The sequence below is a fragment of the Nocardioidaceae bacterium genome, from assembly GCA_018672315.1.
Lineage (GTDB): Bacteria > Actinomycetota > Actinomycetes > Propionibacteriales > Nocardioidaceae > TYQ2.
The window spans coordinates 2,135,305-2,159,834 of sequence record CP076053.1; the positions used below are offsets into that span (position 1 = coordinate 2,135,305).

22 protein-coding genes and 1 tRNA gene are annotated in these 24,530 nt (G+C 72.3%); 13 read left to right on the plus strand and 10 right to left on the minus strand.

Annotation, left to right across the window (positions count from 1 at the left end; genetic code table 11):
- Positions 1-13: 13 nt before the first annotated feature.
- Positions 14-988 carry an aldo/keto reductase gene (locus tag KLP28_10310; GenBank protein QWC84012.1) on the minus strand — a complete coding sequence of 325 codons (975 nt, stop codon included), beginning with the start codon at positions 986-988 and terminating at the stop codon, positions 14-16.
- Positions 989-1,106: 118 nt separating this feature from the next.
- On the opposite strand from KLP28_10310, the gene KLP28_10315 reads away from it, so the two are divergent.
- The gene (locus KLP28_10315; GenBank protein ID QWC84013.1) at positions 1,107-3,734 is read left to right on the plus strand and encodes an AMP-binding protein; all 2,628 of its coding nucleotides are present in this window, start codon (positions 1,107-1,109) and stop codon (positions 3,732-3,734) included.
- Between the two features lie 52 nt (positions 3,735-3,786).
- Positions 3,787-4,170 (plus strand): hypothetical protein, encoded by a 384-nt coding sequence (locus tag KLP28_10320; protein QWC84014.1) that lies wholly within the window; start codon positions 3,787-3,789, stop codon positions 4,168-4,170.
- Positions 4,171-4,313: 143 nt separating this feature from the next.
- On the opposite strand, the gene KLP28_10325 is transcribed toward KLP28_10320, so the two are convergent.
- From KLP28_10325 to KLP28_10360, 8 genes are all read right to left on the minus strand, one after another.
- Complete coding sequence (locus tag KLP28_10325; protein QWC84015.1) at positions 4,314-5,009, minus strand: response regulator transcription factor; 696 nt, start codon at positions 5,007-5,009, stop codon at positions 4,314-4,316.
- Positions 4,994-6,487 (minus strand): HAMP domain-containing histidine kinase, encoded by a 1,494-nt coding sequence (locus tag KLP28_10330; GenBank protein QWC84016.1) that lies wholly within the window; start codon positions 6,485-6,487, stop codon positions 4,994-4,996. The genes KLP28_10325 and KLP28_10330 overlap by 16 nt, the downstream gene beginning before the upstream one ends.
- Positions 6,488-6,511: 24 nt before the next feature.
- The gene (locus tag KLP28_10335; GenBank protein ID QWC84017.1) at positions 6,512-6,952 is read right to left on the minus strand and encodes a hypothetical protein; all 441 of its coding nucleotides are present in this window, start codon (positions 6,950-6,952) and stop codon (positions 6,512-6,514) included.
- An 85-nt stretch (positions 6,953-7,037) separates the two neighbouring features.
- Positions 7,038-8,159, minus strand: a complete 1,122-nt coding sequence (locus tag KLP28_10340) for an ABC transporter ATP-binding protein (protein ID QWC84018.1) — start codon at positions 8,157-8,159, stop codon at positions 7,038-7,040.
- Positions 8,156-9,847, minus strand: coding sequence for an iron ABC transporter permease (locus KLP28_10345; protein ID QWC84019.1), 1,692 nt, complete (start codon positions 9,845-9,847; stop codon positions 8,156-8,158). Before KLP28_10345 ends, KLP28_10340 begins: the two co-directional genes overlap by 4 nt.
- Positions 9,848-9,857: 10 nt before the next feature.
- The gene (locus KLP28_10350) at positions 9,858-10,883 is read right to left on the minus strand and encodes an extracellular solute-binding protein (GenBank protein ID QWC84020.1); all 1,026 of its coding nucleotides are present in this window, start codon (positions 10,881-10,883) and stop codon (positions 9,858-9,860) included.
- Positions 10,884-11,003: 120 nt separating this feature from the next.
- Positions 11,004-11,414 carry a CoA-binding protein gene (locus tag KLP28_10355; protein QWC84021.1) on the minus strand — a complete coding sequence of 137 codons (411 nt, stop codon included), beginning with the start codon at positions 11,412-11,414 and terminating at the stop codon, positions 11,004-11,006.
- A 54-nt stretch (positions 11,415-11,468) separates the two neighbouring features.
- Positions 11,469-12,641 (minus strand): DUF1624 domain-containing protein, encoded by a 1,173-nt coding sequence (locus KLP28_10360; protein ID QWC84022.1) that lies wholly within the window; start codon positions 12,639-12,641, stop codon positions 11,469-11,471.
- Positions 12,642-12,805: 164 nt separating this feature from the next.
- Between KLP28_10360 and KLP28_10365 the strand changes: the two genes are divergently transcribed.
- The 7 genes from KLP28_10365 (at position 12,806) to nhaA (ending at position 19,737) form a co-directional block, all read left to right on the plus strand.
- Complete coding sequence (locus KLP28_10365) at positions 12,806-15,595, plus strand: DUF4040 domain-containing protein (GenBank protein QWC84023.1); 2,790 nt, start codon at positions 12,806-12,808, stop codon at positions 15,593-15,595.
- Positions 15,592-15,903 (plus strand): NADH-quinone oxidoreductase subunit K, encoded by a 312-nt coding sequence (locus KLP28_10370; GenBank protein QWC84024.1) that lies wholly within the window; start codon positions 15,592-15,594, stop codon positions 15,901-15,903. The genes KLP28_10365 and KLP28_10370 overlap by 4 nt, the downstream gene beginning before the upstream one ends.
- Entirely contained in the window at positions 15,900-17,423 is a 1,524-nt protein-coding gene (locus tag KLP28_10375; GenBank protein ID QWC84025.1) for a monovalent cation/H+ antiporter subunit D family protein, read from the plus strand. Before KLP28_10370 ends, KLP28_10375 begins: the two co-directional genes overlap by 4 nt.
- Positions 17,420-17,767, plus strand: coding sequence for a Na+/H+ antiporter subunit E (locus KLP28_10380; protein ID QWC84026.1), 348 nt, complete (start codon positions 17,420-17,422; stop codon positions 17,765-17,767). The genes KLP28_10375 and KLP28_10380 overlap by 4 nt, the downstream gene beginning before the upstream one ends.
- Complete coding sequence (locus KLP28_10385) at positions 17,764-18,021, plus strand: pesticidal protein Cry26Aa (GenBank protein QWC84027.1); 258 nt, start codon at positions 17,764-17,766, stop codon at positions 18,019-18,021. Before KLP28_10380 ends, KLP28_10385 begins: the two co-directional genes overlap by 4 nt.
- An 8-nt stretch (positions 18,022-18,029) precedes the next feature.
- A complete protein-coding gene (locus KLP28_10390; protein QWC86919.1) occupies positions 18,030-18,374 on the plus strand; it encodes a monovalent cation/H(+) antiporter subunit G in 345 nt (114 codons plus the stop codon).
- A 118-nt stretch (positions 18,375-18,492) separates the two neighbouring features.
- A complete protein-coding gene (gene nhaA, locus KLP28_10395) occupies positions 18,493-19,737 on the plus strand; it encodes a Na+/H+ antiporter NhaA (protein ID QWC86920.1) in 1,245 nt (414 codons plus the stop codon).
- Between the two features lie 4 nt (positions 19,738-19,741).
- Here nhaA and KLP28_10400 read toward each other — a convergent pair whose 3' ends face one another.
- Complete coding sequence (locus KLP28_10400) at positions 19,742-20,704, minus strand: alpha/beta hydrolase (protein ID QWC84028.1); 963 nt, start codon at positions 20,702-20,704, stop codon at positions 19,742-19,744.
- A 122-nt stretch (positions 20,705-20,826) separates the two neighbouring features.
- On the opposite strand from KLP28_10400, the gene KLP28_10405 reads away from it, so the two are divergent.
- The 4 genes from KLP28_10405 (at position 20,827) to KLP28_10420 (ending at position 24,519) form a co-directional block, all read left to right on the plus strand.
- Positions 20,827-21,588, plus strand: coding sequence for a pirin family protein (locus KLP28_10405; GenBank protein ID QWC86921.1), 762 nt, complete (start codon positions 20,827-20,829; stop codon positions 21,586-21,588).
- A gap of 71 nt (positions 21,589-21,659) precedes the next feature.
- The gene (locus tag KLP28_10410; protein ID QWC84029.1) at positions 21,660-22,874 is read left to right on the plus strand and encodes an MFS transporter; all 1,215 of its coding nucleotides are present in this window, start codon (positions 21,660-21,662) and stop codon (positions 22,872-22,874) included.
- A 48-nt stretch (positions 22,875-22,922) separates the two neighbouring features.
- A complete protein-coding gene (locus tag KLP28_10415; protein ID QWC84030.1) occupies positions 22,923-24,353 on the plus strand; it encodes an NAD(P)/FAD-dependent oxidoreductase in 1,431 nt (476 codons plus the stop codon).
- Between the two features lie 92 nt (positions 24,354-24,445).
- A tRNA-Gly gene (locus KLP28_10420) sits at positions 24,446-24,519 on the plus strand.
- The last annotated feature ends 11 nt before the right edge of the window (positions 24,520-24,530 follow it).

The window sequence follows — 24,530 nt, forward strand, 5'->3', positions numbered from 1 at the left end:
AGGTCGCGAGGGATCAGTCGACGCCCTCCGGCGACGCGCCGCCGATCTCGATGCGATCGGCGGTGATCCGCTCGATCTCCGCGAGCTCGTCGTCGGTCAGCGTGACGTCGGCGGCGCCCAGCGAGGTCTCGATGTGGTCCTTGCTGCGGGCGCCGACGATGGCGGTGTCCATGCCGTCCTGCGCGAGCACCCAGGCGATGGCGAGCTGGGTGACGTGGATGCCCTTGTCGCTCGCCATCTCCTTCAGCTTCTCGACGACCGCGAGGTTCTTCTCGAGCTTCTCGCCGGCGAACGCCGAGGCCTGCGAGCGCCAGTCGTCGTCCTCGAAGGCCTCATCGGGGCTCATGGCCCCGGTGAGCAGGCCGGATCCGAGCGAGGAGTAGGCGAGCGTGCCGATGCCGTGCTCGCGCACGTAGGGCAGCTCGTCGTCCTCGATGTGGCGGCGGAACAGGTGGTACGGCGGCTGCAGCGTCTCCACCGGGCGCGTCCGCTCGAAGGCCGCCATCTGCTCGGCGGAGTAGTTCGAGACGCCGACGTGGCGGATCTTGCCCTCGTCGACCAGCTCCTGCAGGTATCCGGCGGTGTCCTCGAACGGGTGGTCGGTGTCGGGCCAGTGCACCTGGTAGAGGTCGACGTGGTCGATGCCCAGCGCCTCGAGGGAGTCGTGCACGCCCTTGCGCAGCCAGTCGCGGCGGCCGTCGCGGGGTCGGTCGGACCCGGGGTTGATGCCGCCCTTCGTGGCGATGACGACGCCGTCGCGGTCGTTCCTCAGCTGGGAGCGGAGCGCGTCGCCGAGCACCTTCTCGGACTCCCCGAACCCGTACGCCTGCGCGGTGTCGAAGAAGGTGCAGCCCAGGTCGTGGGCGTGGCGGATGGCGGCGATCGCGTCGTCGCGGTCGTAGGAGCCCCATTCGCCGGACACCTGCCAGGTGCCGTAGACGATGCGGGAGACGGTCAGGCCGGTGCGGCCCAGGGTGGCGGTCTGCATGCGCACTCCCTGCCCGGGACGGACGACGGTCACGCGCGGTGTGCGCCGGCGAGATCGTGACGGGGAAGTGACCGGAGCGACATCGCAGGGAAGGTAAGGCTTGCCTTACTGTGAATGCATGACCTCGACAGCGTTTCCGTGGTCCACGTCGCGGCCCGCCCTCGGGGTGCCTCTCGCCCGTGACCTCCGGCGGTTCGGAGGTCGGCCTGCGCTCGTGCACGGCGGTGGCAGCACGACGTACGCCGAGCTCGCCGACGCTGTCGAGCGGCGGCGCGGCCACCTGGGGGAGCGCAAGCTCGTGCTGCTGGAGGCGGGGCACGACCTCGACACGGTCGTCACCTACCTCGCCGCCCTCGCCGGTGGCCACCCCGTGCTGCTGACCGAGCCCGGTCGGCCCGGTGCGATCTCGGACCTCGTCGAGGCCTGGGACCCGGACGTGCTCGTCGGCCCCGGCATCGCGCCCGACGGGGAGCCCTGCGTACGCCGCGAGGCCACCCGCCACGACCTGCACCCCGACCTCGCCCTGCTCCTGTCGACCTCGGGGTCGACGGGGTCCTCCAAGCTCGTGCGACTCTCCGCGGCGGCCGTGCAGTCCAACGCCGAGGCGATCGCCGACAGGCTGGGCATCCGCGGCGACGACGTCGCCGCGACCACGCTGCCGCTGCACTACTGCTTCGGCCTGTCGGTGCTGCACACCCACCTGCTCCGCGGCGCGACCGTCTGGCTCACCGACCTCGGGGTCGTCGACCCGTGCTTCTGGGAGGGTGCGCGCCGACACGGTCTGACGTCGCTGTCCGGGGTGCCGCACACGTTCACGATGCTGGAGCGTGTCGGGTTCCCTCGCCAGGCGCCCGACACGTTGCGGACGCTGGCGCAGGCCGGCGGCCGGATGGCGCCGGCCACGGTGCGCGACTGGGCCGAGATCGGCGCCGACCACGGCATGGACCTGGTCGTGATGTACGGACAGACCGAGGCGACCGCGCGCATGGCGACGCTCGACCCGGCCCTCGTCGTCGAGCACCCCGACGTCATCGGCACCCCGCTCGACGGCGGGCGCTTCAGCCTCCGCGATGTCGAGGAACGCGACGGCGAGACGGTGGGTGAGCTCGTCTACTCCGGACCGAACGTGATGATGGGGTACGCCGAGCACCCCGGTGACCTGAGTCGTGGTCACGAGATCGAGCGGTTGCGTACGGGGGACCTGGCGCGGCGCACGCCCGAGGGTCTGTGGCAGATCGTCGGACGCCGCAAGCGCATCGCGAAGGTGATGGGCCTGCGCGTCGACCTGGACCGGGTGCAGCAGCGGCTCGCCGACTCGCTCGGTGATCGCGACCTGCTCGTGGTGGACCTCGACGAGGAGATCGGGGTGCTGCTGGCCGGCGCGGAGGGAGGCAGACCGGCATCGCCGCAGCGGCTGGCGAGCGAGGCCGCGGAGCTCGCCGGGGTGCCACCGTCAGCCGTGGTGGTGACCGTGATCGACGAGCTGCCGTTGCTCGCGACCGGCAAGCCGGACCTCGTCGGGGCGGCCGCCCTCGTGCGTACGCGACGCCCGTCGGCGCCGGACGCCGGGTCACTCGGGACGCCGGGGGTCGCCGGGGCGTACGCGACCGTGCTCGGGCGCACGCCGGAGCCGACCGAGTCCTTCGTCGACCTCGGCGGCGACTCCCTGTCGTTCGTCGAGGTCTCCGTACGACTGGAGGCGCTGCTCGGCGAGCTGCCGGGCGACTGGCACCTGCGAGCTGTCGGTGAGCTGGAGCAGCTCGCCCGCGGGGCCGCCTCCGCGGCGCACCCGAGCGGCTGGCGAGCCCACCTGCGGCTGCGCACCCTCGACACCTCGGTGATGCTCCGCGCGCTGGCGATCCTCGCGATCGTCGGCACGCACGCGGGGCTCTTCTCGGTGCGGGCGGGTGCGCACGTGCTGATGGCTGTCGTCGGCTACAACGTCGCGCGCTTCGTGCTGAGCCGCGGTGCGGACCCGCGCCGTCGTCTCGCAGGTCTGCTCCGCGCGGCACGCCGCGTGGCCGTGCCCTCGGTCGCCTACCTCGGTGCGCTCGCCGTGGTCGGTGGTGGCCTGGCCTGGCACACGGTGACGCTGACGACCGCCTGGTTCGGGCCCGAGGGCTGGGTGGCACCGGACTGGCGCTACTGGTTCGTCGAGGCGCTCGTCGCCTGCCTGGTCGTGGCGCTTGCCGTCACCGCCGTGACCACGTGGGCGCCCTTGCGACGGTGGGAGCGCGACCACCCCTTCGGCTTCGCCGTCGCCCTGGTGCTGGTCGGCATGCCCACCCACCTGGAGCTGATCGTCTGGCACGAGCGGGCGATCTTCCACCGCGTGGAGTACGTCTGGTGGCTCTTCGCGCTCGGTTGGGCGGCGGCCCGTGCGGTCGACGCCCGTCGGCGGCTGGTCGTCTCGGGGCTCGTGCTCTTCGCGGGTACGCAGTTCTTCGACTCCCCGGCCCGCACGTGGACGATGATCGCCGGACTGCTGCTGCTCGTCTGGGCGCGGCAGGTGAGGGTGCCGGCCGCGGTCGTGCCGCTGGTGGCGACGCTCGCGTCGGCGTCGTTGTGGATCTACCTGACCCACTGGCAGGTCTACCCGCCGCTCGAGGCGACCTCGCCGGCACTGGCCGTGGTCGCGTCGTGCGTCGTCGGTGTCGCCGCCTGGCGCGTGTGGGAGACCGGGGCGCGAGCCGTGCATGAGAGGTCCCTCATCCCGGCCTCACGCAAGGCTCACGCGAGGGGGTGAGAGTGAAGTCGTTCCCGGGAGACACCGGGGTCAACGACGATCAGGAGAGATCATGAACGCCCGACGCCTCACCGCCACCCTCGCCACGACCGCGCTGGTCGCCACCCCGCTGGCCATCGCGACCGCGTCCCCGGCAGCAGCCGCCGACCGCGAGTTCCGCTACGCCGGCGGGCAGATCGACTTCGACGTGGAGAAGGACGACGGTCGCTTCGAGGTCTCCGTGGACATCGACGACGCCCGCCCCGGCAGCCGGTGGGTCGTGGTCCTGAAGCAGAACGGCAACCGGTTCTACAAGCAGACCGTGCGCGCCGACCGCGAGGGCGACGTCGACATCGACCGCGACCGCCGCGACACCCGTGGCCGCGACACCTTCAAGCTGCGCATCAAGCGCGTCGGCGCCGACAAGACCGTCACCCGCACGATTCGTACGCGCTGACGTCGCACGCCCCGAGGGCAGTTCTCGCGAGCCACGTGCTCGCGAGAACTGCCCTTTCGCGCGAACTGACCCCTCGCGGGAAGTGACCCCTCGCGGGAAGTGACCCCTCGCGGGAAGTGACCCCTCGCGGGGGTGGGCTGCCGTCAGGCGTCCAGGCGGTAACCCATCCCTCGCACGGTCGCGATGGTGCCGGCGCCCAGCTTCTTGCGCAGGTAGCCGACGTACACGTCGACGACGTTCGAGCCCGGGTCGAAGTCGAAGCCCCACGCGTGGTCGAGCAGCTGCTCGCGGGAGAGCACCTGGCCCGGGTTGTGCAGGAAGGTCTCCAGCAGCAGGAACTCCCTCGACGACAGCTCGACCTCGCGGCCGTCGACGCTGGCGCGACGCGTCCGCAGGTCGAGGTGCACGGCGCCCGCTCGCAGCTGTCCGGTGGCACCGCCCGCGGGACCCGCCGACGCACCGGCGGTGGCGGCCTCCTCGGCCTGCCGCAGCCGCAGGCGTACGCGGGCGAGCAGCTCGGCGAACCGGAACGGCTTGGACACGTAGTCATCGGCCCCGCTCTCAAGTGCCGAGACCGTGTCGGTGACCGAGTCACGCGCGGTCAGCACGATGACCGGCATGCGGGACCCCTGGGCGCGCATCAGGTCCAGCACCTCGGTGCCGTCCATCTCCGGGAGCCCCAGGTCGAGCACCAGGAGGTCGTGCATGCCGCTGAGGGCCTCGTCCAGGGCGGCCGTGCCGGTGCGGGTCACGTACGTGCTGTGGCCCTCTGCCTTCAGCCCCTTCTGGAGGAACGCCGCGATGCGCTCCTCGTCCTCGGCGATCAGGATGCGTGCCATGCGGGCTCCTCGGCGGTGATCGGCAGGCGGACGGTGAAGCGTGCCCCGTGCGGCGTGTTGTCGGAGACGCCGACCTCGCCCCCGTGGGCGTGCACGATCGCCGACACGATCGACAGGCCGAGACCGAACCCCTCGTCCCCGCGAGGGACGGCACTGCGGCCGAACCGCTCGAAGATCCGCTCGCGGTCCGCCTCGGGGACGCCGCGACCGGTGTCGGCCACGCTGAGCTCGACGTGCTCGCCGACGACGGCGCCGTGCAGCGCGATCGACTGCCCGGGGGCGGTGTGCTTCACGGCGTTGTCGCACAGCTGCAGCAACGCCTGGGTGACGCGCTGCTCGTCGACGACGACCATGGCGTGCTCGTCCGGTTCGGGCACGTGGCCGGTCCACTCGCGCGCCCCCAGCGCTGTCGCCTTCGAGAGCACGTCGGTCACGAGGGAACCCAGCGGCACGGGCTCGGGCCGCAGGAAGTCCGGACGCTCCGACTTCGCCAGCAGGGTCAGGTCGCCCACCAGACGGGCCATGCGTTCGGTCTCGTCCAGGAGCAGGTCGCGGGTCTGCCTGACCTCGTCCGGGTCGTTCTCGTCCAGCAGCTCCAGGTGGCCGTGCAGCACGGTGAGGGGCGTACGCAGCTCGTGCCCGGCGTCGTCGAGGAACCGACGCTGCCCCGCGAACGCCGTCTCCAGGCGGTCGAGCATCGAGTTGACCGTGCGGGTCAACGCGGTGATGTCGTCGTTGCCGCGCTCGGGGATGCGGGCGGCGAGGTCGGACTCGCTGATCGACTCGGCGGTCGACCGCAGCGTCCGCAGCGGGGCGAGCAGCCGGCCGGCGACCGTGGCCGAGGCGACCACGGCGAGGAGCAGGAGCACGAGGGCGACGACGGTGTACGTCCGCAGCGTCTCGTGCAACCCGTCCCGGGTGCGGTCGAGGAGAGTGCCGACGACGAGGGCTCCGACGTCCGTCCCCGCACCCCCGGTCACCTCGACACGCTGGACATCGATGCGCAGCCGTCCCTCAGGGGTGTCGATGACGGTCGTCCCGCTGCTGTCGACCAGCGGGGACACCGCGGCGTCGAAGGCGGGGTCGGCGACGAGGTCGCGTCCGCCGAGCGAGACCTGCTGCGTGCGCCCGTCCCAGTAGCCGGCCAGGATCTCCGTGCGGTCGGGCACGTTGCGACTCAGGAACGTCGCCAGGAACTGCGAGCTCGAGCGGAACGGCCGGCCCGTCGCAGGGTCGTTGCCGCCGCGCAGCTCACGGAGCTCTGCGAACTCCTGGTCGATCTCGGACTGCACGTCGGCCTCGATGCGTTCGCTCTCGATGGTGGTCACCAGCACCCCTGCGGCACCGAGGGCGCCGCCGACGAGCAGAGCGGTCGCGATCGTCAGACGCACCCGGACCGACAACCCGTCGCGGCGCAGCCGCCTGGCCAGGGTCGCGGCGCGCGGCCGCCGCCGATCCGCGGCGTCGACCTCGCTCATCGACCCGCCCACGGGTGGACCACGTCAGTCGTCGTCCCTGGCGTCGTCCCCGTCGTCGTCCCCGTCGTCGTCCCGGTCGTCGTCCCGGTCGTCGTCCCCGTCGTCGTCCCGGTCGTCGTCCCAGTCGTCGCGGTCGACGACGGGGGCCGGTACGACATCCCGGTCGTCCCGGTCCTCACGCCGGTCCCGCCGGTCGTCCCTGGCCTCCTGTCGGGCCTCCCGCCGTTCACGTGCCTCACGTGCCTGTCGTGCGTCCCGCGCCTCGCGCCGATCGTCACGTGCCTGCTGCTGCTCCTCACGGGGGTCCCCGGGCTCGGTCGACGTGTCACCGCTGTCGAGGGGAAGCACCACGGGCGTACGCGGAGCGGTCGGCGCGTCCGCCGACGCGAGGCCGCTCCATGCCAGCCCGAGCAGCACGACGGCCACGACGGAGAGTGCGACGAGGATCTTGTGCAGGAAGGGCATGAGCGGGAGTCTCCGGGTGCCGGATGGGCTGAGGATGAGGCGGTCATGAGAGTCCTCTCATCGAGGCCGGCCCGAGGTCCGGGACTCATCCGGCCAGGGGCGGTGGCGCCGTGAGCACCTTCTCGCCGCTCATGAGGACCGGGGTGGCTCCGGGACTCACGCTCACACTCACGGGCGTGCCCGGCTCGAGGCGTACGTCGTGCTGCTGCCACGACCGCACGGACAGCCCCGAGGCGAGGCGTACGTGGTGCAGGTGGAACGCGCCGTGGTACTCGACGCGTTCGACCACGTGAGCTGCCTCGGCGTCGGCGCGCAGCGCCACCTCGTGCGGTCGCAGCATCACCTCGACCTGGGCGCGGACGCCGCCCCACCCGGGCACGGTCGACACGACTCCGATCTCGCTGGTCAGCAGCGCCCGGTCGACGCGGGCGGGCAGGAAGTCAGCCTCACCCATGAAGGTCGCCACGAACCGGGACGTCGGTCGCTCGTAGACCTCGGCGGGCGACCCGAGCTGCAGCAGGTGACCCCCGTGCATGACCCCGAGCCTGTGGCCGAGGCTCAAGGCCTCGGTCTGGTCGTGGGTCACGATCATCGCGGCGCTCCCGGTCTCGGCGAGCGCGGCGAGGGTGTCGGCGCGCACCCGGGAGCGGAGGTTCGTGTCCAGGCTGGAGAACGGCTCGTCGAGCAGCACGACCGCCGGCCGGGGCGCCAGCGCGCGGGCCAGCGCCACGCGCTGCTGTTCCCCGCCGGAGAGCTCGTGGGGGAAGCGCGTCGCGAGGTGGGCGAGTCCGACGAGGTCGAGCACCTCCATGACCCGTGGCGTACGGCCGTCCCGCTCACCGCGGGGGAGCCCGAAGGCGACGTTGCGGCCCACGTCGAGGTGGGGGAACAACGCGTGGTCCTGGAAGACGAGCCCGACGCGGCGCTGCTCGGCCGGCACGAACACCCGCCCGGCGACCTCGCGCCCGCCGACGTCGATCGAGCCGGTGTCGGGCTGGTCCAGGCCCGCGGCGAGACGCAGCAGGGTGGACTTGCCGCAGCCGGAAGGCCCGACCAGCGTGACGACCTCGTGGGCGGCGACGGTGAGGTCGACACCGCGTACGGCCGGCACGTCGCCGTAGGACTTCGCCACCGCGTGCAGGTGCAGGGCGGGTACGACGGATCCGGTGCTGCCCGGCGACGCGTGGAGGTCGTGGGCGGCTGTCATGGCCCCAGGGTGCCAGGTCTCTCGCGGCTCTCCTCGTCACGGCGGGCGAAGGTGATCGCCACCGGCACCAGCGCGACGACCACGATGATCAGGGCGGGGACCGCGGCCTGGGCGAAGAAGTTCTCGTTGGCCAGTTCGTACACCCACACCGACAGCGTCGAGAAGCCGAACGGTCGCAGCAGCAGCACCAGCGGCAGCTCCTTGATGGCGTCGATGAGCACCAGCGTGGTGGCCACGGCCACCCCCGAGCGGGCCAGGGGCAGGTGGACGCGGCGGAGGAGGCGTCCTGGCGTCGCACCGAGCGAGAGGGCCGAGGAGGAGACCGACGGCGGCACGCGGCTGAACGCCGAGTCGACCGCCTGGTAGGCAGGGGCCACGAAGCGGACCACGTACGCCAGCAGCACGCCGGCGACCGAACCGGTCAGCAGCAGCCCGGTGCCCCCCTCGACACCGAGGGCGCGCACGGCCCGGTCGAGGGCCGCGACGACGGCGAGGGCGCCGATGCCGACGACCGCGCCCGGCACGGCGTACCCGAAGGTCGTGGCCTGCGCGGCGCCCCGCAGCACACGGCCACCGCCCAGCCGGAGGGCGTGGGCCACGACCAGCGACACCGCGACGCAGGCGACGGCTGCGACGACGGCCACGACGAGGGAGTTGGTCAGGTACGCCAGCAGGCCCCGCTGGCCGAGCTGGGCCGACCCGTCGAGGAGCGAGGACACCGACCACGTCAGCAGCCGCAGCAGGGGAAGCCCGAACGCGGCGGCGGCCACGAGACCGCACGCGGCGGTCGCCGCCCAGGCGCGGGACCCGGTCAGCCGCCGACGCGAGAGACCGCGTCCCCGCCCGCCGCGCTGGAAGAAGCGGGCGCGACCGCGCAGGGCGCGTTCCAGGGAGAGCACGGTGACGGCGAACAGCAGCACCAGCATCGCGAGCCACACCGCGGAGCCGAACTCGTAGGAGCCCTTCCACGTCAGGTAGACGCCGACCGAGACGGTCTGCACGCCGAAGTACTGCACCGTCGCGAAGTCGGTCAGCACCTCCATCGTCACCAGCGCGAGTCCCGCCGCCAGGGCCGGACGTGAGAGCGGCAGCACCACCTCGCGGAACGCGCGGCCGCGCGAGGCCCCCAGACAGCGGGCGGCGTCGTACGCACTCGGGGCGGTGTCGCCGAAGGCCGAGCGCGCGAGCAGGAAGACGTAGGGGTACAGCGTCAGGGTGAGCACCACGGCAGCTCCGCCGAGGTTGCGTACGGGCAGCTCCGCCAGGTCGCTGCCGAGCACCGCGCGGAGCGCGGACTGCACGGGGCCGGCGTAGTCGAAGGTCGAGAGGAAGATGAAGCCGAGGATGTAGGCGGGCATCGCGAGGGGCAGCACGAGCAGCCACTGCAGCACCGACCGTCCCGGGAACTCGTGGGCGCTGACCAGCCACGCCAGCGAGGTGCCGAGGACGCCCGTGCCGAGGGCGACCAGCACGACCAGTCCCACCGTGGTGAGGACCTGGCTGCCGACGTCGCCGGAGAACGAGGGGGCCCCCGCGAGCGCAGCCGTGGTCGCGACGGCGATGACCGGGCTGGAGACCAGCAGCGCGGTGACCACGACCGCGGCCGACCAGGCAGGACGACCGGACCCCGCGAGCCGCCGTCGCAGCGGTCGCGGGGTCCGGTCGACGACTGGCGCGAGCGTGGTCACAGGTCGTGCGTCACTCGTAGCCGGCGGCCTCGAGGAGGGCGACGGCCTCGGCGTTGCGGGAGCCGTACGCCTCGGCGTCGATGGGCATGCGGTCGAAGTCACCGAAGGAGGCGGCGACCGGCTCCGCCTCGACCTCCGGGTTCACCGGCAGCTCGTGGTTGCCGTCGACGAACGCGGACTGCCCGTCGGTGGCGAGCCACTCCAGCAGGGCGCGGGCGTCCTCGGGGTTGTCGGCGGTGTTCGTGACGCCGGCGCCGGAGATGTTCACGTGCGCGCCGGCACCGTCCTGGCTGGCCCAGTAGAGCTCCACGCCCAGCTCGGGGTCCTTCTCCAGCTCACGGGCCAGGTAGTAGTGGTTGGTGATGCCGACGTCGCACCCACCTGCGGCGATCGCCTTCAGCTGCTGCACGTCGTTGCTCATGATGTCGACGTCGTTGGCGACCCAGCCCTCGACGATCTCGGCGGTGCGCTCCTCGCCGTAGAGGTCGATCAGGCTGGCGACGAGACTCTGGGTGTACGCGCTGGTCGAGTCGCGCATGCACAGCCTGCCCTCCCACTTCGGGTCGGTGAGGCCTGCGTAGGACTCCTCGGCGTCGAACTCGCTCGGGTCGACGGCCTCGGGGTTGTAGACCAGGGTGCGGCCGCGCAGGGCGAGGCCGTACCAGCTGTCGTCGGCGGCGCGGAGGTCCTCGGGCACGGCCTGGTCGAGCACGGGGGAGCTCGTCGGGGCGAGCACGCCCTCCTGGTCGGCGTTCCACAGGGCGCCGGCATCGACGGTCATGAACACGTCGGCCGGCGAGCTCTCACCCTCGGCCTTGAGGCGCTCGAGCAGCTCGGCGTCGTCGCCGTTCAGGAACTCGACGCTGATGCCGGTGTCCTCGGTGAACTGCGTGAAGGCGTCCTCGAGCTGGTAGTGGCGCGCGGTGTACACCTGCAGGTCGGCGTCGCCTCCCGAGCCCGGTCCGGTCGAGCAGCCGGTGAGGGCGAGCCCGGCCAGGACGGGCAGGGCGATCGTGCTCAGGACGGAGCGCTTCACAGGGACCTCCAGGCAGGTGCGGACGACGCGGCGCCGTGTCGGCGACTTCGGTAAGGCTTACCTTAGCGACGTCCGGTCTGGCCCGCTCCGTGCCCTGGGTCTCACCGGACTGCGCGCGCTTCAGCGCCGGCGCCACTCGATGGCCGGACAGGTGTCCATGACCATCGCGACCCCCGCCGCCGTGGTGCGGGCGAAGGCGTCCTCGTCGACGACGCCGAGCTGGAACCAGACGCCCTTCGCGCCGACGGCGACCGCCTCGTCCGCGAACGGCCCGGCCGCCTCCGAACGTCGGAAGACGTCGACGACGTCGACGTCGAAGGGCACGTCGGCGAGGCTCGCGTACCCCTGCTCGCCGAGCACCGTGGGCGCGTCGGGGTGGATGGGGACGATCCGCTTGCCGCGCTGCTGCAGCAGGGAGGCGATCGAGTACGCGGTGCGCGAGGGGTCCCCCGAGAGTCCGACGACGGCCCAGGTCTCGAGGTCGTCGAGCATCAGGGAGACGGCGTCCGGGTCCTGCCAGGAAGTGGTCATGCCGCCAGGCTGCCCCGCGCGACCCCGCTGACGCCTGTGGGTCCGGCTCGCGGGTCACCGGTTCGCGCGGCGGCGCCTCAGCAGGCGGGGGAGCGCTCCGGTGGCGGCCTCGAGGGGGCCGCGGCGCCCGGCGAGCACGAGCCCGGCGCCGATCAGCGACACGATGAGCACGTGCAGCGCGTACGTCGAACCGCCGTCCTCGGGCAGCAGCGGGGGCGTGCGCAGGAAGACGTGCAGGGAGTACAGCGTGAGCGTCGCGGTGCCGGCACCGAAGACGACCGCGGTGCCGCGACGCGCCCCTGCGCCCGCGGCCGAGAGCGCCGAGACCAGGAGGAGGCACACGCCGATGGCAGCAGCGGCGCTCCCGGCGGTGGTCAGCAGGTCGAACGGGGTGCCGCTGTGGGGTGCGTCGAGCAGGAGGTACTCCGGCGCCCTCACCGGGGTCACGCCGGAGAACTCCGTCGCGGTGCGGGAGATCTCGCCGTCGCTGACGCCGGCGGCCGGTGCGGCGTACGCCGAGAGCAGCAGCGGGACGACGGCGACCACCGCGCCCACCGCCAGCAGCCACAGCTGGGTGGCGCGTCGTCGCAGGGGCAGCCGACCGATCGCGACGCCGAGCAGGGCGTACGCGAGCCAGGTGAACGCCGGGTAGTAGCCGCTCAGGACGAGCTCGGCGAGCAGGTCGCCCGGGTCGGCGAGCATCGACCAGCCGGGGTTGAGCCTGCTCGCGGGCGGCAGGAACGCCTCCCGCACCACCTGGGAGACCAGGGGCGCGAGCACCGCCCACGTGACGGCGAGGCCCAGCAGGGGCCCGGCGCGCAGCCCGAGGAAGGGGAGCGCCAGCACCATCAGCGCCGCGTAGTAGGCGAGGATCACGGCGATCCCGGACTCGAGGTCCCCCAGGAGGAGACCGACGGCTCCCACGAGCACCGCCCGCACGGCGATGCCGAGGCGGTCCTGGGTGAGCGCCGCACCCACACGCGGGGCGGACCCTCCCGTCATGAGCGCCAGCGAGACGCCGAGGAGCACCGCGAAGAGCGCCGAGCTGCGGCCGGCGAAGGCGTGCTCCACCCAGGTCAACGACCCGTCGGCGTCGCGGGCGGGCATCGTGTGGACGCCGATCATGCCGATCAGCGCGAGCCAGCGCGCGACGTCGATGCCGACCAGACGACCCGTGGCGGCGGGACGGCTCGGTCGGCGGGAGCGGCGCGGGGAGGTCGTGGTCACCGGGATCCTGTCGGTCGCAGCGGTCGTGTCCACGCTACGGGACGTGCGTCCACTGGGACGCGGTCGCTACTCTGCGCCGAGAGCGCCGCGGAGTCTCGTCGGCACGATCCGACGAGTCCCCCGAGAGATCTCATGAGAGCTGTCCGCACGCGAGGGTCGGCGTCGTGAGCCTGCTCCTGCTCGCGGCCTCCGCAGCCGTCCTCGTCGCCCTCACACCCGTGGTCGTCCGTGCGTTCGGAGTCCGTGCCGGATGGGTCCTGGCCGCTGCCCTCGCGGGTCTGACGCTCTGGCTCGTGGCGGTGTGGCTCCGTACGCCCGACGTCGTCCAGAGCGTCCCGTGGATCCCCAGCATCGAGGTCTCGCTGCGGCTCCGCCTCGATGGCCTCGGACTCCTCTTCGGCGTCCTCGTGCTCGGCATCGGGTCGCTCGTGATGCTCTACAGCACGGCGTACGTCTCCGCCACGGGGTCCACGGCCTTCTACTCCCTCATGGTCCTCTTCGCCGCCGCGATGCTCGTCCTCGTCCTGGCCGACGACCTCGTCGTGATGTTCGTGGCCTGGGAGCTGACGACGCTGTGCTCCTACCTGCTGATCCTCCGCTCGTCGCCGGAGGCCGGTCCACCGGCCTCACGCACGCTGCTGGTGACCGCGGGTGGTGGACTGAGCCTCCTCGGCGCGGTGGCCCTGATCGTCGTGACGACGGGAACCACGACGCTCACGGAGGCCCTGGCCCACGACGCGTGGCGCGAGGACCCGGTCTTCGCGGCGACGGCGGGCACCTTGGTCGCGGTCGCGGCCTTCACGAAGTCGGCTCAGTTCCCCTTCCACGCCTGGTTGCCGGACGCCATGGTCGCGCCGGCTCCGGTGAGCGCCTACCTGCACGCGGCGGCCATGGTCAAGGCCGGCATCTACCTGCTGCTGCGCTTCGCCGACGCCGCGGCGCAGAGTCCCGTGTGGGCGCCGCTGCTGGTGACCGTGGGTGTCACGACGACGCTCATGGGTGCGGTGTTCGCCCTGCAACGCAGCGACATCAAGGAGCTGATGGCCTACTCCACGGTCAGCCAGCTCGGTCTCCTGGTGGCGATCATCGGGGTCGGGGGCGACTACGCCCTGTTGGCGGCCTGCCTGCACGTCGTCGCGCATGCGCTCTTCAAGGCCGCCGGCTTCATGTACGTCGGCCTCGTGGAGCGCCGTACGGGCACCCGGGACATCCGTGAGCTGCACGGTCTGGGCCGTGCGATGCCGTGGACCACCGCGCTCGTCGCGGTGGCCATGGCGAGCATGGCGGGCGTACCCCCGCTGCTCGGGTTCATCAGCAAGGAGCTCGTGCTGTCCGCCGGGATCGACGCCGTCGAGGCCGGGGCCGGGGTCGTGGCCGTCCTCGCCGTGGTCGGTGTCGCCCTGGCCGCCGTCGTCACGGTGGCCTACAGCGCACGGGTCGTCGTCGACAGCGTGCGGGGAGCGCCGATGCAAGTCGAGCCCGTGGGCGGCACCGTGTCGATGGCCGTCGCGATGGGTCTGTGTGCGGGCGCAGGGCTCGTGCTTGGCGCGGGGGTCCCGGCGCTCGACTGGCTGATCCGACCCGCCGCTGCGGCGGCCGCCGGTGTCGCGCCCTCGCAGGTCGAGGACCTCAAGCTCTGGTACGGCGTGAACCTGGCGCTCATGACGTCGGTGGCCGTGATCGCGGCCGGCGTGCTCCTGGTGGTCCTGCGACGTCGCATCGAGCCCCTCCTGGACCGGCCGCTCTTCCCGGGGTCCGGGGTGGCCGCGGTGGAACGGCTGCGCGCCCTCGTCGTCGACGCCGGCGCTCGAGTCGGCGACCTCACGCGTACGGACAGCCCGGCGGCCCATCTCGCCGTGCCGATCGCTCTGGTGGCCTCGCTCGGCGTCGTCGCCTTCTTCGTGGCCGGGCCCGGCTCGCTCTCCCCGGCTCCCAGCGAACCGCTCGACGCCTTGCTCCTGGCACTCCTGGTCGTCGGCTGCGGTGCGACGATCGCCTCGCGTACGCGGCTCGGTGCGGTCGCCGCCATCGGGATCATCGGATTCGTCGTCGCCCTGTGGTTCTTCGTCCTCGGTGCCGCCGATGTCGCCCTCACCCAGCTCCTCGTCGAGATCCTGCTGGTTCTGGTCATCGTGCTGGTGCTGCGACGCATGCCGCCGCGCTTCGCGCGCCGTTCCGGACGGCACCGGCTGGGCAGCGGCCTCCTCGCGGTGGCCGCCGGCGTCGCCGCCACGGTCGCGACGCTGGGCCTGACCGGGGGACGCGACATCGCCCCCGCCGGCGAGTTCTACCTCCGTGAGGCCGAGACCCTCACCGGCGGCACCAACATCGTGAACACGATCCTGGTCGACTTCCGGGCGCTGGACACCTTCGGTGAGCTGGTCGTGCTCGCCGTCGCGGGCATGGCGATGACGGCGCTGCTCTCGGCTCGCGGCATGGTCGACCGACGCCCCCCGGTCATCGAGCACACCGCGCTGGACGACTCCGCGCAGAACGTCGTGTTCCTCCGGGTGCTCGCCCGCGGCGTCGTGCCCCTGATGGTCCTGGGCTCCGCCTTCGCGCTGTACCGCGGTCACGACGCGCCGGGAGGTGGCTTCATCTCCGCCCTCATCGGCGCGGCCGCCGTCGGGCTCGTCTACCTGAGCGCGCCGTCGGACCGGTGGACGAGCCGCCGGCTGCCGTTCCTCGCGATCGCCGGTGTCGGTGTGCTCCTGTCCGCGGCAGTCGGCCTTCTCGGTCTGGTCGACGGCTCCTACCTGCGACCGATCGACCTCGACCCGCTGGGCTTCTCGCTGTCCAGCGCCCTGGTCTTCGACCTCGGCGTCTACCTGGCGGTCTTCGGTGTCATCCTCGCTGCCGTCTCGCTCCTCGGGGGCGAGGACCCCGAGGACCCCCAGGACTCCCAGGACCCCGGGGACGGGCGCCTGCCCGAGGACGCGAGGGCGGCCCGATGATCGTCGCGCTGGGGGTCGGTGTGCTGACCGCCTCGGCCGTCTACCTGCTCCTGGACCGCTCGTTCCTGCGCGTGGTGCTCGGCTTCATCGTCCTCAGCCACGTCGCCAACCTGGTGCTCTTCGCCGCAGGCGGCACCGAGCGTCGGGAGGCCCCGCTGGGCAGCAGTCTCGATCCGGCCGAGGTCGCCGACGCCCTTCCCCACGCCTTCGCCCTGACCGCGATCGTCATCGCCTTCTCCATCACGATCTACATGCTGGTGCTGGCTGTCACCGGCCGCGGCGGTACGGACCAGGAGGAGACCCCGTGAACGAGGCCTTCCTACCCCTGCTCGTGGGTGTCCCGCTGGGTGTTGCGGGCCTGTGCGCGATGGCCCCGCGAGGAGCTCGATGGCCCCTGCCGGTGACGTTCGCGACGCTGGCGGGTCTGCTCGTGGCGGCCTGCGCGCTGGTGGCGGGCACCGCCGACGGCACCGTCTCCGCGCACCAGGTCAGCGGCTGGCCGGGCGGCATCTCGATCCCGTTCGTCGTCGACGTGTTCTCGGCCCTCATGCTCGTCGTGACGGGCCTGCTGACCCTGGTGTGCAGCTGGTTCGCGGTGGTCTCGGGGCCGGGCCGGGTGCACCTGTTCAGCGCGTTCGTCCTGGTGCTGGCGGCAGGCGTGAACGGCGCCCTGCTGACGGCGGACCTCTTCAACCTGTTCGTCTTCGTCGAGGTCATGCTGCTCCCGTCGTACGGGCTGCTGATCCTCGCCGAACGACGGCGGGGCACCGAGCGCTCCGTCCTCGGCTCGCGTCTCTACGTCGCCTTCAACCTCTTCGTCTCCACCCTGTTCCTCACCGGGGTGGCTCTCGTCTACGGCATCGCCGGCACGGTGAACCTCGGCGAGCTCGCCGGGGCCGCGCGAGAGTCCGACGGCGTCGCGGTCGCCACCGGCGTGTGCCTGGTCGCCCTGTCGATGAAGGCCGCGACGTTCCCGGCGTACGGATGGCTCGCCCGCGCCTACCCCTCGACGTCGCCCGCGGTGACGGCCCTGTTCTCCGGGCTGCACACGAAGGTGGCGATCTACGCGGTCTACCGCATCTACGCCGTCGTCTTCGACGGTGACGACCGCTGGCTGTGGATCGGCCTCGTGGCCTTCACCCTGACGATGGTCGTGGGCGTGCTCGGGGCGGTCGGTGAGCACACGACCCGCGCGATCCTCGCCTTCCACATGGTCAGCCAGATCGGCTACATCCTCCTCGGGGTCGCGCTCTTCACGGTGGCGGGGCTCGCGGCTGGCATCTTCTACCTCCTGCACCACATGATCGTGAAGGCGTCCCTGTTCATGTCCGCGGGCGCGGTCGAGGTCAGGAGCGGCTCGGCGAGGCTCGACGTCGTCGCCGCGGTGGCACGTCGCGAACCGTGGCTCGCGGCCGCGTTCGCGATGGCGGCGCTGTCCCTGGCCGGCCTGCCCCCGTTCTCCGGATTCGTCGCCAAGCTGACCATCATCCTGGCGTCGGTGGACGCGGGCCGTCCCGTCGTCGCCGCGGTGGCGATCGCGGTCTCCCTCCTCACGCTCCTGTCGATGCTGAAGATCTGGGACTCGCTGTTCGTGTCCGCGCCGCCCGAGCCCGCCACGTCCGAGCACGGGACCGGCGGCGGCGTGGCCGTGCAGGCACCGGCCCGGGTCGGCATGGCGCTCACCGCCCCGTCGCTGGTCCTGGCCGTCGTGACGCTCGGGCTCGGCCTGGGAGGCGAGGGGCTGCTCGCGCTGACCGGCACGGCGGCCGAGGGGCTGGTGGACACCTCGGCGTACGTCGCCGCGGTCCTCTCGGGAGGTGGACGATGAACCGGCTCGCGGTCACCTGGCGGTTGCCCTGGTTCTTCGTGTGGTTCACCGCCGAGGTGTTCCGTTCCAGCGGGGTCGTGATGCGCGACATCCTCACGCCGGCCGCCCGTGCCACGCCGCGGGTGGTGAGGCTTCAGGTGCGTTCGCAGTCGGACGCGGCGCTCACGCTGCTCGCCGCCCTCATCACCCTCACGCCGGGGACCCTGACGCTGGGCACCCGCACCCACGAGGGCCGACGCGTCCTCCTCGTCCACACGATGTACCACCCCGACGGCGAGACGGCGCTCTCGTCGCTGCACGACATGGAGGATCGGATGCTGCGAGCGTTCGGGACGGACCGATGACGGTCATCGACGTCGCCATCGGCGGTGTGGTCGTGGCCCTGCTCCTCTCGGCGTGGCGCATCACGGTGGGCCCGACGGCCGCGGACCGCGTCGTGGCCGCCGATCTCCTCACGTTCTCGCTGGTGGCGCTCGTCGCCCTGGTCGGGCACCGGATCGGCAGCGGCGCCACCCTCGATCTCGTGCTCGTCGCGACGCTCGTGGCCTTCCTCGCGGCGGTCTCCCTCTCGCGTGCGCTGACCCGTGGGTGGCGATGACGGTGCTGCTGACGGTGATGGACGTGCTCGGGCACGGGCTCGCGATCGCCGGTGCCCTGGTCTTCGCCGTGGCCGGCATCGGTCTGGTCACCCTGCCCGATCCCTACACCCGGATCTCGGCCGTCGCGAAAGCGGCGGGCATCGGCGTCGCGTTCGTCGTCCTCGGCGTCGTGCTGATGGACCCGTCCTGGTCGACGGCGGCGGCCGGTCTGCTCGCGATCGGTCTCCAGCTCGCCACGTCGGCCATCGGCGGCATCGCGATCGGTCGCGCCGCGGTGCTCTCGGGGCACGCCTTCGGCGAGGCGACGGACAGGAGCGCTCTCGACGACCTGGAGATGGGGGACCGGGCCTGAGGTCGCGCCGGGGCACCGGCCACCTGTCAGACTGACCGACTCAGCCGCCCGTACGACCGAGGAGCTCCCCGTGGCCGCGGATGCCGACTACCGTCCCGACGACACCGGAAGCAGTCCGATCGAGCGACTCGCCACCGCCGTCTCCAAGGAGACCACGGCAGGGTTCCTCCTGATCGGCGCCGCCGTCGTCGCCCTGGTCTGGGCGAACTCGCCGGTGCGCGAGGCGTACAACAGCCTCGCCGACCTCAAGGTCGGCACCGACGCCGTCTTCGGGCTGAAGCTCGACCTCGCTCTGTCCACCTGGGCGGCCGACGGCCTGCTGGCCATCTTCTTCTTCGTCGTCGGGCTCGAGCTCAAGCACGAGATCGTGGCGGGTTCACTGCGCAACCCCCGCGAGGCGGCGGTGCCCGTGCTCGCCGCGATCGGCGGCATGGCCCTGCCCGCGATCGTCTACGCGGTCGTCGTGCTGTCGTCCGGCGTCGAGGGAGCGGGCTCGGGGTGGGCGATCCCGACGGCGACCGACATCGCCTTCGCCCTCGCCGTGCTCGCGGTCTTCGGCCGCGGCCTGCCCGTGGCTCTGCGGCTCTTCCTGCTGACACTGGCCGTGGTCGACGACCTGCTGGCCGTCACGATCATCGCCGTCTTCTACACCGAGGGGCTGAGCCTGGGCTGGCTCGGTGCGGGCCTCGCCGCGATCGCGGCCTTCGCGATCGTCACGCGGCAGAAGTGGTCGGCGTGGTGGGCGCTGCTGCCCCTCGCGGTCGTCGCCTGGGTCTTCGTGCACGAGTCCGGCGTGCACGCCACGATCGCCGGTGTGCTGCTCGGCTTCGTCGTGCCCGCGCGCACGCGCATCTTCGGTGAGAACCACACCCGGGTCCACCAGTTCGAGGAGGTGGTGCGACCGATCAGCTCCGGGCTCGCGCTGCCGCTGTTCGCGTTCTTCGCGGCCGGTGTCACCGTCGTCGGCGGCGACGGGCTGGGGGCCCTCGTGACCGATCCGATCGTGCTCGGCGTGGCCGGCGGACTCGTGCTCGGCAAGGTCGTCGGGGTCCTCGGGGTCACCTGGCTGGTGACCACCGTGACGCCGTTCCGGCTGCCCAACGCCATCGGCGTACGCGACCTGCTGCCCGTCAGCTTCCTGACCGGAATCGGCTTCACGGTCTCGCTGCTGATCGCCGAGCTGTCCTTCAGCAACGGCGACCAGGTCGAGATCGCGAAGGCAGCCGTGCTCGGTGCCTCGGTGATCGCAGCCGTGCTGGCCGCCTCGACGCTGCGCTGGGACGCGCACCGGGCGCGGAGTTCGGACATGAACCGCGACGGCGTGCCCGACGGCCAGGTCGCCCTGATCGGCGAGAGCGACTGAGCCGCTAGTCGCCGAGCGAGTCCAGGAAGGCCCGGTAGTCCTCGGAGCTCCGGCGCGGGATCTCCACCATAGGCATGTGCCCGACGCCCTCGTACACCTTGACCTCGCGCACCTCGGGCAGTCGACCCCAGACGTCGACGCTGTCGGGGTGCACGAGCTGGTCCTGCGCGCCCCAGACGATCATCGCCGGTGCGGTGATCTCGCTCAGCAGGTCGTCGAGCTGCGCGGTCTCGTAGAAGGCGTCGAAGATCTCCTCGTACTGGTCGCGTCGGTCCACGTACTGCTTCGCCATCGCGTCCAGCACGAACTTCGGTGCCGGCGGAGGCTTGGCCATCGTCATACCGTAGAAGCGCGGGAACTGGTCGACGGAGTCGAGGAGGAACACGTTCGGCTCGCCGCGGTCCAGCATCTGCTGGGCGTCGCTGCGCGCCTCGGTGGTGGCACCCACGGCGTCGCACAGTCCGAGGGAGAGCACGCGGTCGGCGTGCCGGTGGGCGAGGTGGGCGGCGACGAGACCGCCCATGGAGTTGCCGAAGACGTGGAAGTCCTCGACGCCGAGCAGGTCCAGCATGCGTGCCAGGCGATCGGCCTGGCCCGGGCCGGAGAAGTCGTCGCCGTCGCGGAACGGGGTCTCCCCGTGGCCCGCGAGGTCGGGGACGATGACGTGGAAGTAGTTGGTCAGCGTGCGCGCGAAGTTCGGCCACAGGGTGCGGTCGGCGGTGTAGCCGTGCACGAGCACCACCGTGGGGGCGTCCTCCGAGCCTCCCTCGTCGTAGGCCATGCGGAGGCCGTCGACGTCGACGCTGCGGCTGCTCAGTCCCGACCGGCGCCGCTCGACGGCGTAGTTCAGCCGGAAGGCGAACGCCCCGATCCTGGGATAGGTGGCGTACGCGTACGCAGCGCCCGCGCCCAGCAGGGTCAGCGGCAGTCCGAAGCGGAGCAGTCCTCGCGTACGCAGTCGCATCATGGGGCCCATCCCACCACGGGTGTCGGTCAGTGCGGGGGACCCCGACGAGGCGGGAATGCTTGAGCCGTCAACGAAGTTGTGGCGGCACCGAGACACGAGAGGATGACGCCATGAGCCCCACCATGCAGCTGAGCCCCGAGATCGACGTGCGCCGCAGCGGTGACCGGTTCTCCAGTCAGTACGGCTGGCTGGACTCCCACCACTCGTTTTCCTTCGGCCCGCACTACGACCCGGGCAACACCCACCACGGGGTGCTGATGGTGAACAACGACGACGTCGTGAACGCGGGCACCGGGTTCGACACCCACCCGCACCGCGACATGGAGATCGTGACCTGGGTGCTGTCGGGATCGCTGGTCCACCAGGACTCGACCGGGCACAACGGCGTGATCTACCCGGGGTTGGCGCAGCGCATGAGTGCCGGCACGGGCATCCTCCACTCCGAGAAGAACGACTCCTGGACCCTCTCGGGCGACGTGCACGACGATCCGGTGCACTTCGTGCAGATGTGGGTGCTGCCCGACTCCTCCGGCATCACGCCGGGCTACGAGCAGCTCGAGATCGACGACGCCCGCCTGTCCTCCGGCGCCCTGGTGCCGGTCGCCTCCGGGATGGACACGCACCGCGATGAGACCGCGATCCGCATCTCGAACAAGTACGCCGCCCTCCACGCTGCGCGCCTGCAGCCCGGCGAGACCGTCGAGCTGCCGAGTGCGCCGTTCCTGCACCTGTTCGTGCCCCGCGGAGCGGTGACGCTGGAGGGTGCCGGCGCGCTGACCAAGGGCGACGCTGTCCGTTTCACCGCGACCGGGGGTCAGAAGGTGACCGCGACCGAGCCCTCCGAGGTGCTCGTCTGGGAGATGCACGCCGGGGTCGGCCGCTGACCGGAGGCAGCGCTGCGACTGTCGACGCCGCTCGCGGTCCCGACCTCGCGCAGCGAGCGCACCAGTGGCGGGTGCTGGTGCTGGCGACCGTCGCCTTCTTCGCGACCGCGCCAGGTCAGTCGTTCGTCGTCTCCGTCTTCGTCGACGACTTCCTGGTGGGCACCGGTCTCTCGCGGACGGCCTTCTCGGGCCTGTACGCCGCGGGCACCGTCGTCTCGGCGCTGTCGATGCTCGCGCTGGGCCGTGTCGTCGACCGAGCAGGGCTCCGCGTGGCCTGGTGCGCAGTGGCGGCGGTGCTCGCGGTGGCCTGCGGGTTGGCGAGCGTGGCGTCGGGGGCGGTGCTCGCCTTCTTCGCCCTCGCGCTGCTGCGCTCATCCGGGCAGGGCGGCATGTCGCTGGTCGGGCAGCTGCTCGTCGCGCGCAGCTTCACGCGGCGTCGCGGTCAGGCGATGGCCGTGGCCAACCTCGGCGTCACGGGCGCCTCGATCGCGCTCCCGCCGTTGGTCGCGCTGCTCATCGTGGCAATCGGCTACCGCAGCGCGTACCTGCTGCTGGGCCTCGTGGTGCTCGTCGCCGTCGTGCCGCTCGGACTGCTCGTACGGACCGGGCCCGTCGCACCCGGCACCGACGTGGCGGCGCCGATGCCGGGCACCCCGCACGCACCGGACACCGAGGTGGCGGCGTTCCCCGCGGCGACACGCACGACCCGGGGGAGGTGGCCGGACCTGCCCTCGGCACGGGCCACCCGCATGCTGCTCGTGCTCGCCGCGCCTCCCCTGATCGCGACGGCACTGACGTTCCACGCGGTCTCGATCCTGGGGGAGCGCGGCATCGGCTTCATCGCGGCCGGCGTGGCGGTCGGTCTGATGGGCGCCACGGCCGTGGTCGGGGTGCTGGGCGCCGGCGTCGTGCTCGACCGGATCTCCACGCGCGTGACGCTGGCGCTGCTGAGCGCGCTCGAGCTCGTCGGCGTGCTCGCGCTCCTGGTGCCGACCGAGGCGGCGGCATACGTGTCCTTCGCGGTGCTCGGGGTCGCCGCCGGCGGGGTCGGCGTCGCCAACGGCACCGTGTGGGCGCGTACGTTCGGGCTCGCGGGACTCGGCCGCCTGCAGGGTCGTGCGCAGTCGTCGATGATCACCTCCGCGGCGGTCGCCCCGCTGGTGCCGGCGCTGTCGTTGTCGCAGACGGGGTCGTACGTCGCCTCGCTCGTCGTGCTCGCCCTCGTCGCCGCGGCCGCCCTGACCCTGTCGCTCCTGCCTGATGCGGGCGCGCGCCGAGCGGACTGATCCTGCCGCCTGCGTGATCACGCGCAGCTGGTCGGGCATAGGTCCTCCATGACCACCGCCATCGTCGTCGGCTCCGGCCCCAACGGGCTCGCAGCAGCCGTACGCCTCGCCGAGGCCGGTCTCGACGTGACCGTGCTCGAGGCCGACGACCGCATCGGCGGGGGAGCGTCCAGCGCGGAGCTGACCGTGCCGGGTGTGATCCACGACCTCGGATCCGGCTTCCACCCCCTCGGGGTCGCCTCGCCGTTCTTCCGCGACCAGGACCTGGCCCGGCACGGACTGCGCTACGTCTGGCCCGAGGTGCAGGTCGCCCATCCCCTCGACGACGAGCCTGCGGGGCTGATCTACCGCGATGTGGAGCGGACCGCTTCGCGGCTCGGTGAGGACGCCGACGCCTGGCGTGATCTCTTCGGCGCCTTCGCCGGGCACACCGAGCATCTCGCCGACGACGCCTTGGCGGCCCTGACGACGATCCCGCGGCACCCGCTGCTCCTGGCCCGCTTCGGACTGCGCGCCGCGCAGCCGGCCGGCCTGCTCGCGCGGCGCTGGAAGACCGCCGCGGCCCGGGGACTCTGGGCCGGGTGCGCGGCCCATGGCACGACTCCGTTCAGCAACCCTCTCTCCTCGGCAGCCGGGCTCCTGCTCGCCGTCGCCGCGCACTCCCACGGGTGGCCCGTCGCCCAGGGCGGGTCGCAGTCGGTCGCCGACGCTCTCGTCTCACGGCTCCGCGAGCTGGGCGGGAGCGTCGAGACGGGCGTACGCGTGACCTCGGTCGACGACCTCCCGCCGCACGACGTGCTGATGCTCGACACCGCCCCCGGGGCCGCCGCGCAGATCCTCGGCGACCGTCTCCCGGGTCGGGTGCGGCGGACGTACACGTCGTGGAAGCACGGGCCCGGGTCGTTCAAGATCGACATCGCGGTCGAGGGCGGACTGCCGTGGACGGACCCCGACGTCGGCCGCGCCGGCACCGTGCACCTGGGTGGGACCTTCGAGGAGATCGCGTACGCCGAGCGCGAGGTCGCGGCCGGCCGGCTCGCCGAGCGCCCGTACGTGCTGCTGGGTCAGCAGTCGGTCGCCGATCCGACCCGAGCGGCCGGCGACGTGCACCCGGTGTGGGCGTACGCCCACGTGCCGAACGGGTGGGAGGGCACCCGGGAGGAGGGCTACGAGCTGATCATGCGTCAGATCGAGCGGTTCGCGCCGGGCGCGAGGGACCGCGTGGTCGGGCGGTCCGAGCACTCCCCGGCCGACCTGGAGGCCTGGAACCCCAACTACGTCGGCGGCGACATCGCCGCCGGCGCCACGGGGCCGATGCAGCTGGCCATGCGCCCACGGCTCACGCCCCAGCCGTGGCTGACCGGCGTGAAGGGCGTCTACCTCTGCTCGGCGGCCACGCTGCCCGGCCCAGGCGTGCACGGCATGTGCGGGCAGAACGCCGCGGTCACGGCCCTGCGAGCGCTGAAGCTGCCCGGCTGAGCCGGGCTGAGCCGGCTGGGGGAGGCCCCGTCCGTGCCGCCTCTCCCTCCGTGGGAGGGTGTGTCCCGCCGTGCTCCTCGCAGCCCGGTCACGCGGACGTGGTGTAAAAGCAGCGCACTTCTCTTCCAGAGAAGAGGTCGAGGTTCGAATCCTCGCGTCCGCTCCATCTCTTCTGGG

What these genes read in the sequence shown, in the direction of transcription:
- KLP28_10325 (QWC84015.1), bottom strand. Translation starts at nt 5,009, where the DNA reads ATGGCACGCATCCTGATCGCCGAGGACGAGGAGCGCATCGCGGCGTTC.
- KLP28_10405 (QWC86921.1), top strand. Translation starts at nt 20,827, where the DNA reads ATGCAGCTGAGCCCCGAGATCGACGTGCGCCGCAGCGGTGACCGGTTC.
- KLP28_10380 (QWC84026.1), top strand. Translation starts at nt 17,420, where the DNA reads ATGAACCGGCTCGCGGTCACCTGGCGGTTGCCCTGGTTCTTCGTGTGG.
- KLP28_10400 (QWC84028.1), bottom strand. Translation starts at nt 20,704, where the DNA reads ATGATGCGACTGCGTACGCGAGGACTGCTCCGCTTCGGACTGCCGCTG.
- KLP28_10385 (QWC84027.1), top strand. Translation starts at nt 17,764, where the DNA reads ATGACGGTCATCGACGTCGCCATCGGCGGTGTGGTCGTGGCCCTGCTC.
- KLP28_10355 (QWC84021.1), bottom strand. Translation starts at nt 11,414, where the DNA reads ATGACCACTTCCTGGCAGGACCCGGACGCCGTCTCCCTGATGCTCGAC.
- KLP28_10315 (QWC84013.1), top strand. Translation starts at nt 1,107, where the DNA reads ATGACCTCGACAGCGTTTCCGTGGTCCACGTCGCGGCCCGCCCTCGGG.
- KLP28_10340 (QWC84018.1), bottom strand. Translation starts at nt 8,159, where the DNA reads ATGACAGCCGCCCACGACCTCCACGCGTCGCCGGGCAGCACCGGATCC.
- KLP28_10320 (QWC84014.1), top strand. Translation starts at nt 3,787, where the DNA reads ATGAACGCCCGACGCCTCACCGCCACCCTCGCCACGACCGCGCTGGTC.
- KLP28_10330 (QWC84016.1), bottom strand. Translation starts at nt 6,487, where the DNA reads ATGAGCGAGGTCGACGCCGCGGATCGGCGGCGGCCGCGCGCCGCGACC.
- KLP28_10335 (QWC84017.1), bottom strand. Translation starts at nt 6,952, where the DNA reads ATGCCCTTCCTGCACAAGATCCTCGTCGCACTCTCCGTCGTGGCCGTC.
- KLP28_10415 (QWC84030.1), top strand. Translation starts at nt 22,923, where the DNA reads ATGACCACCGCCATCGTCGTCGGCTCCGGCCCCAACGGGCTCGCAGCA.
- KLP28_10310 (QWC84012.1), bottom strand. Translation starts at nt 988, where the DNA reads ATGCAGACCGCCACCCTGGGCCGCACCGGCCTGACCGTCTCCCGCATC.
- KLP28_10370 (QWC84024.1), top strand. Translation starts at nt 15,592, where the DNA reads ATGATCGTCGCGCTGGGGGTCGGTGTGCTGACCGCCTCGGCCGTCTAC.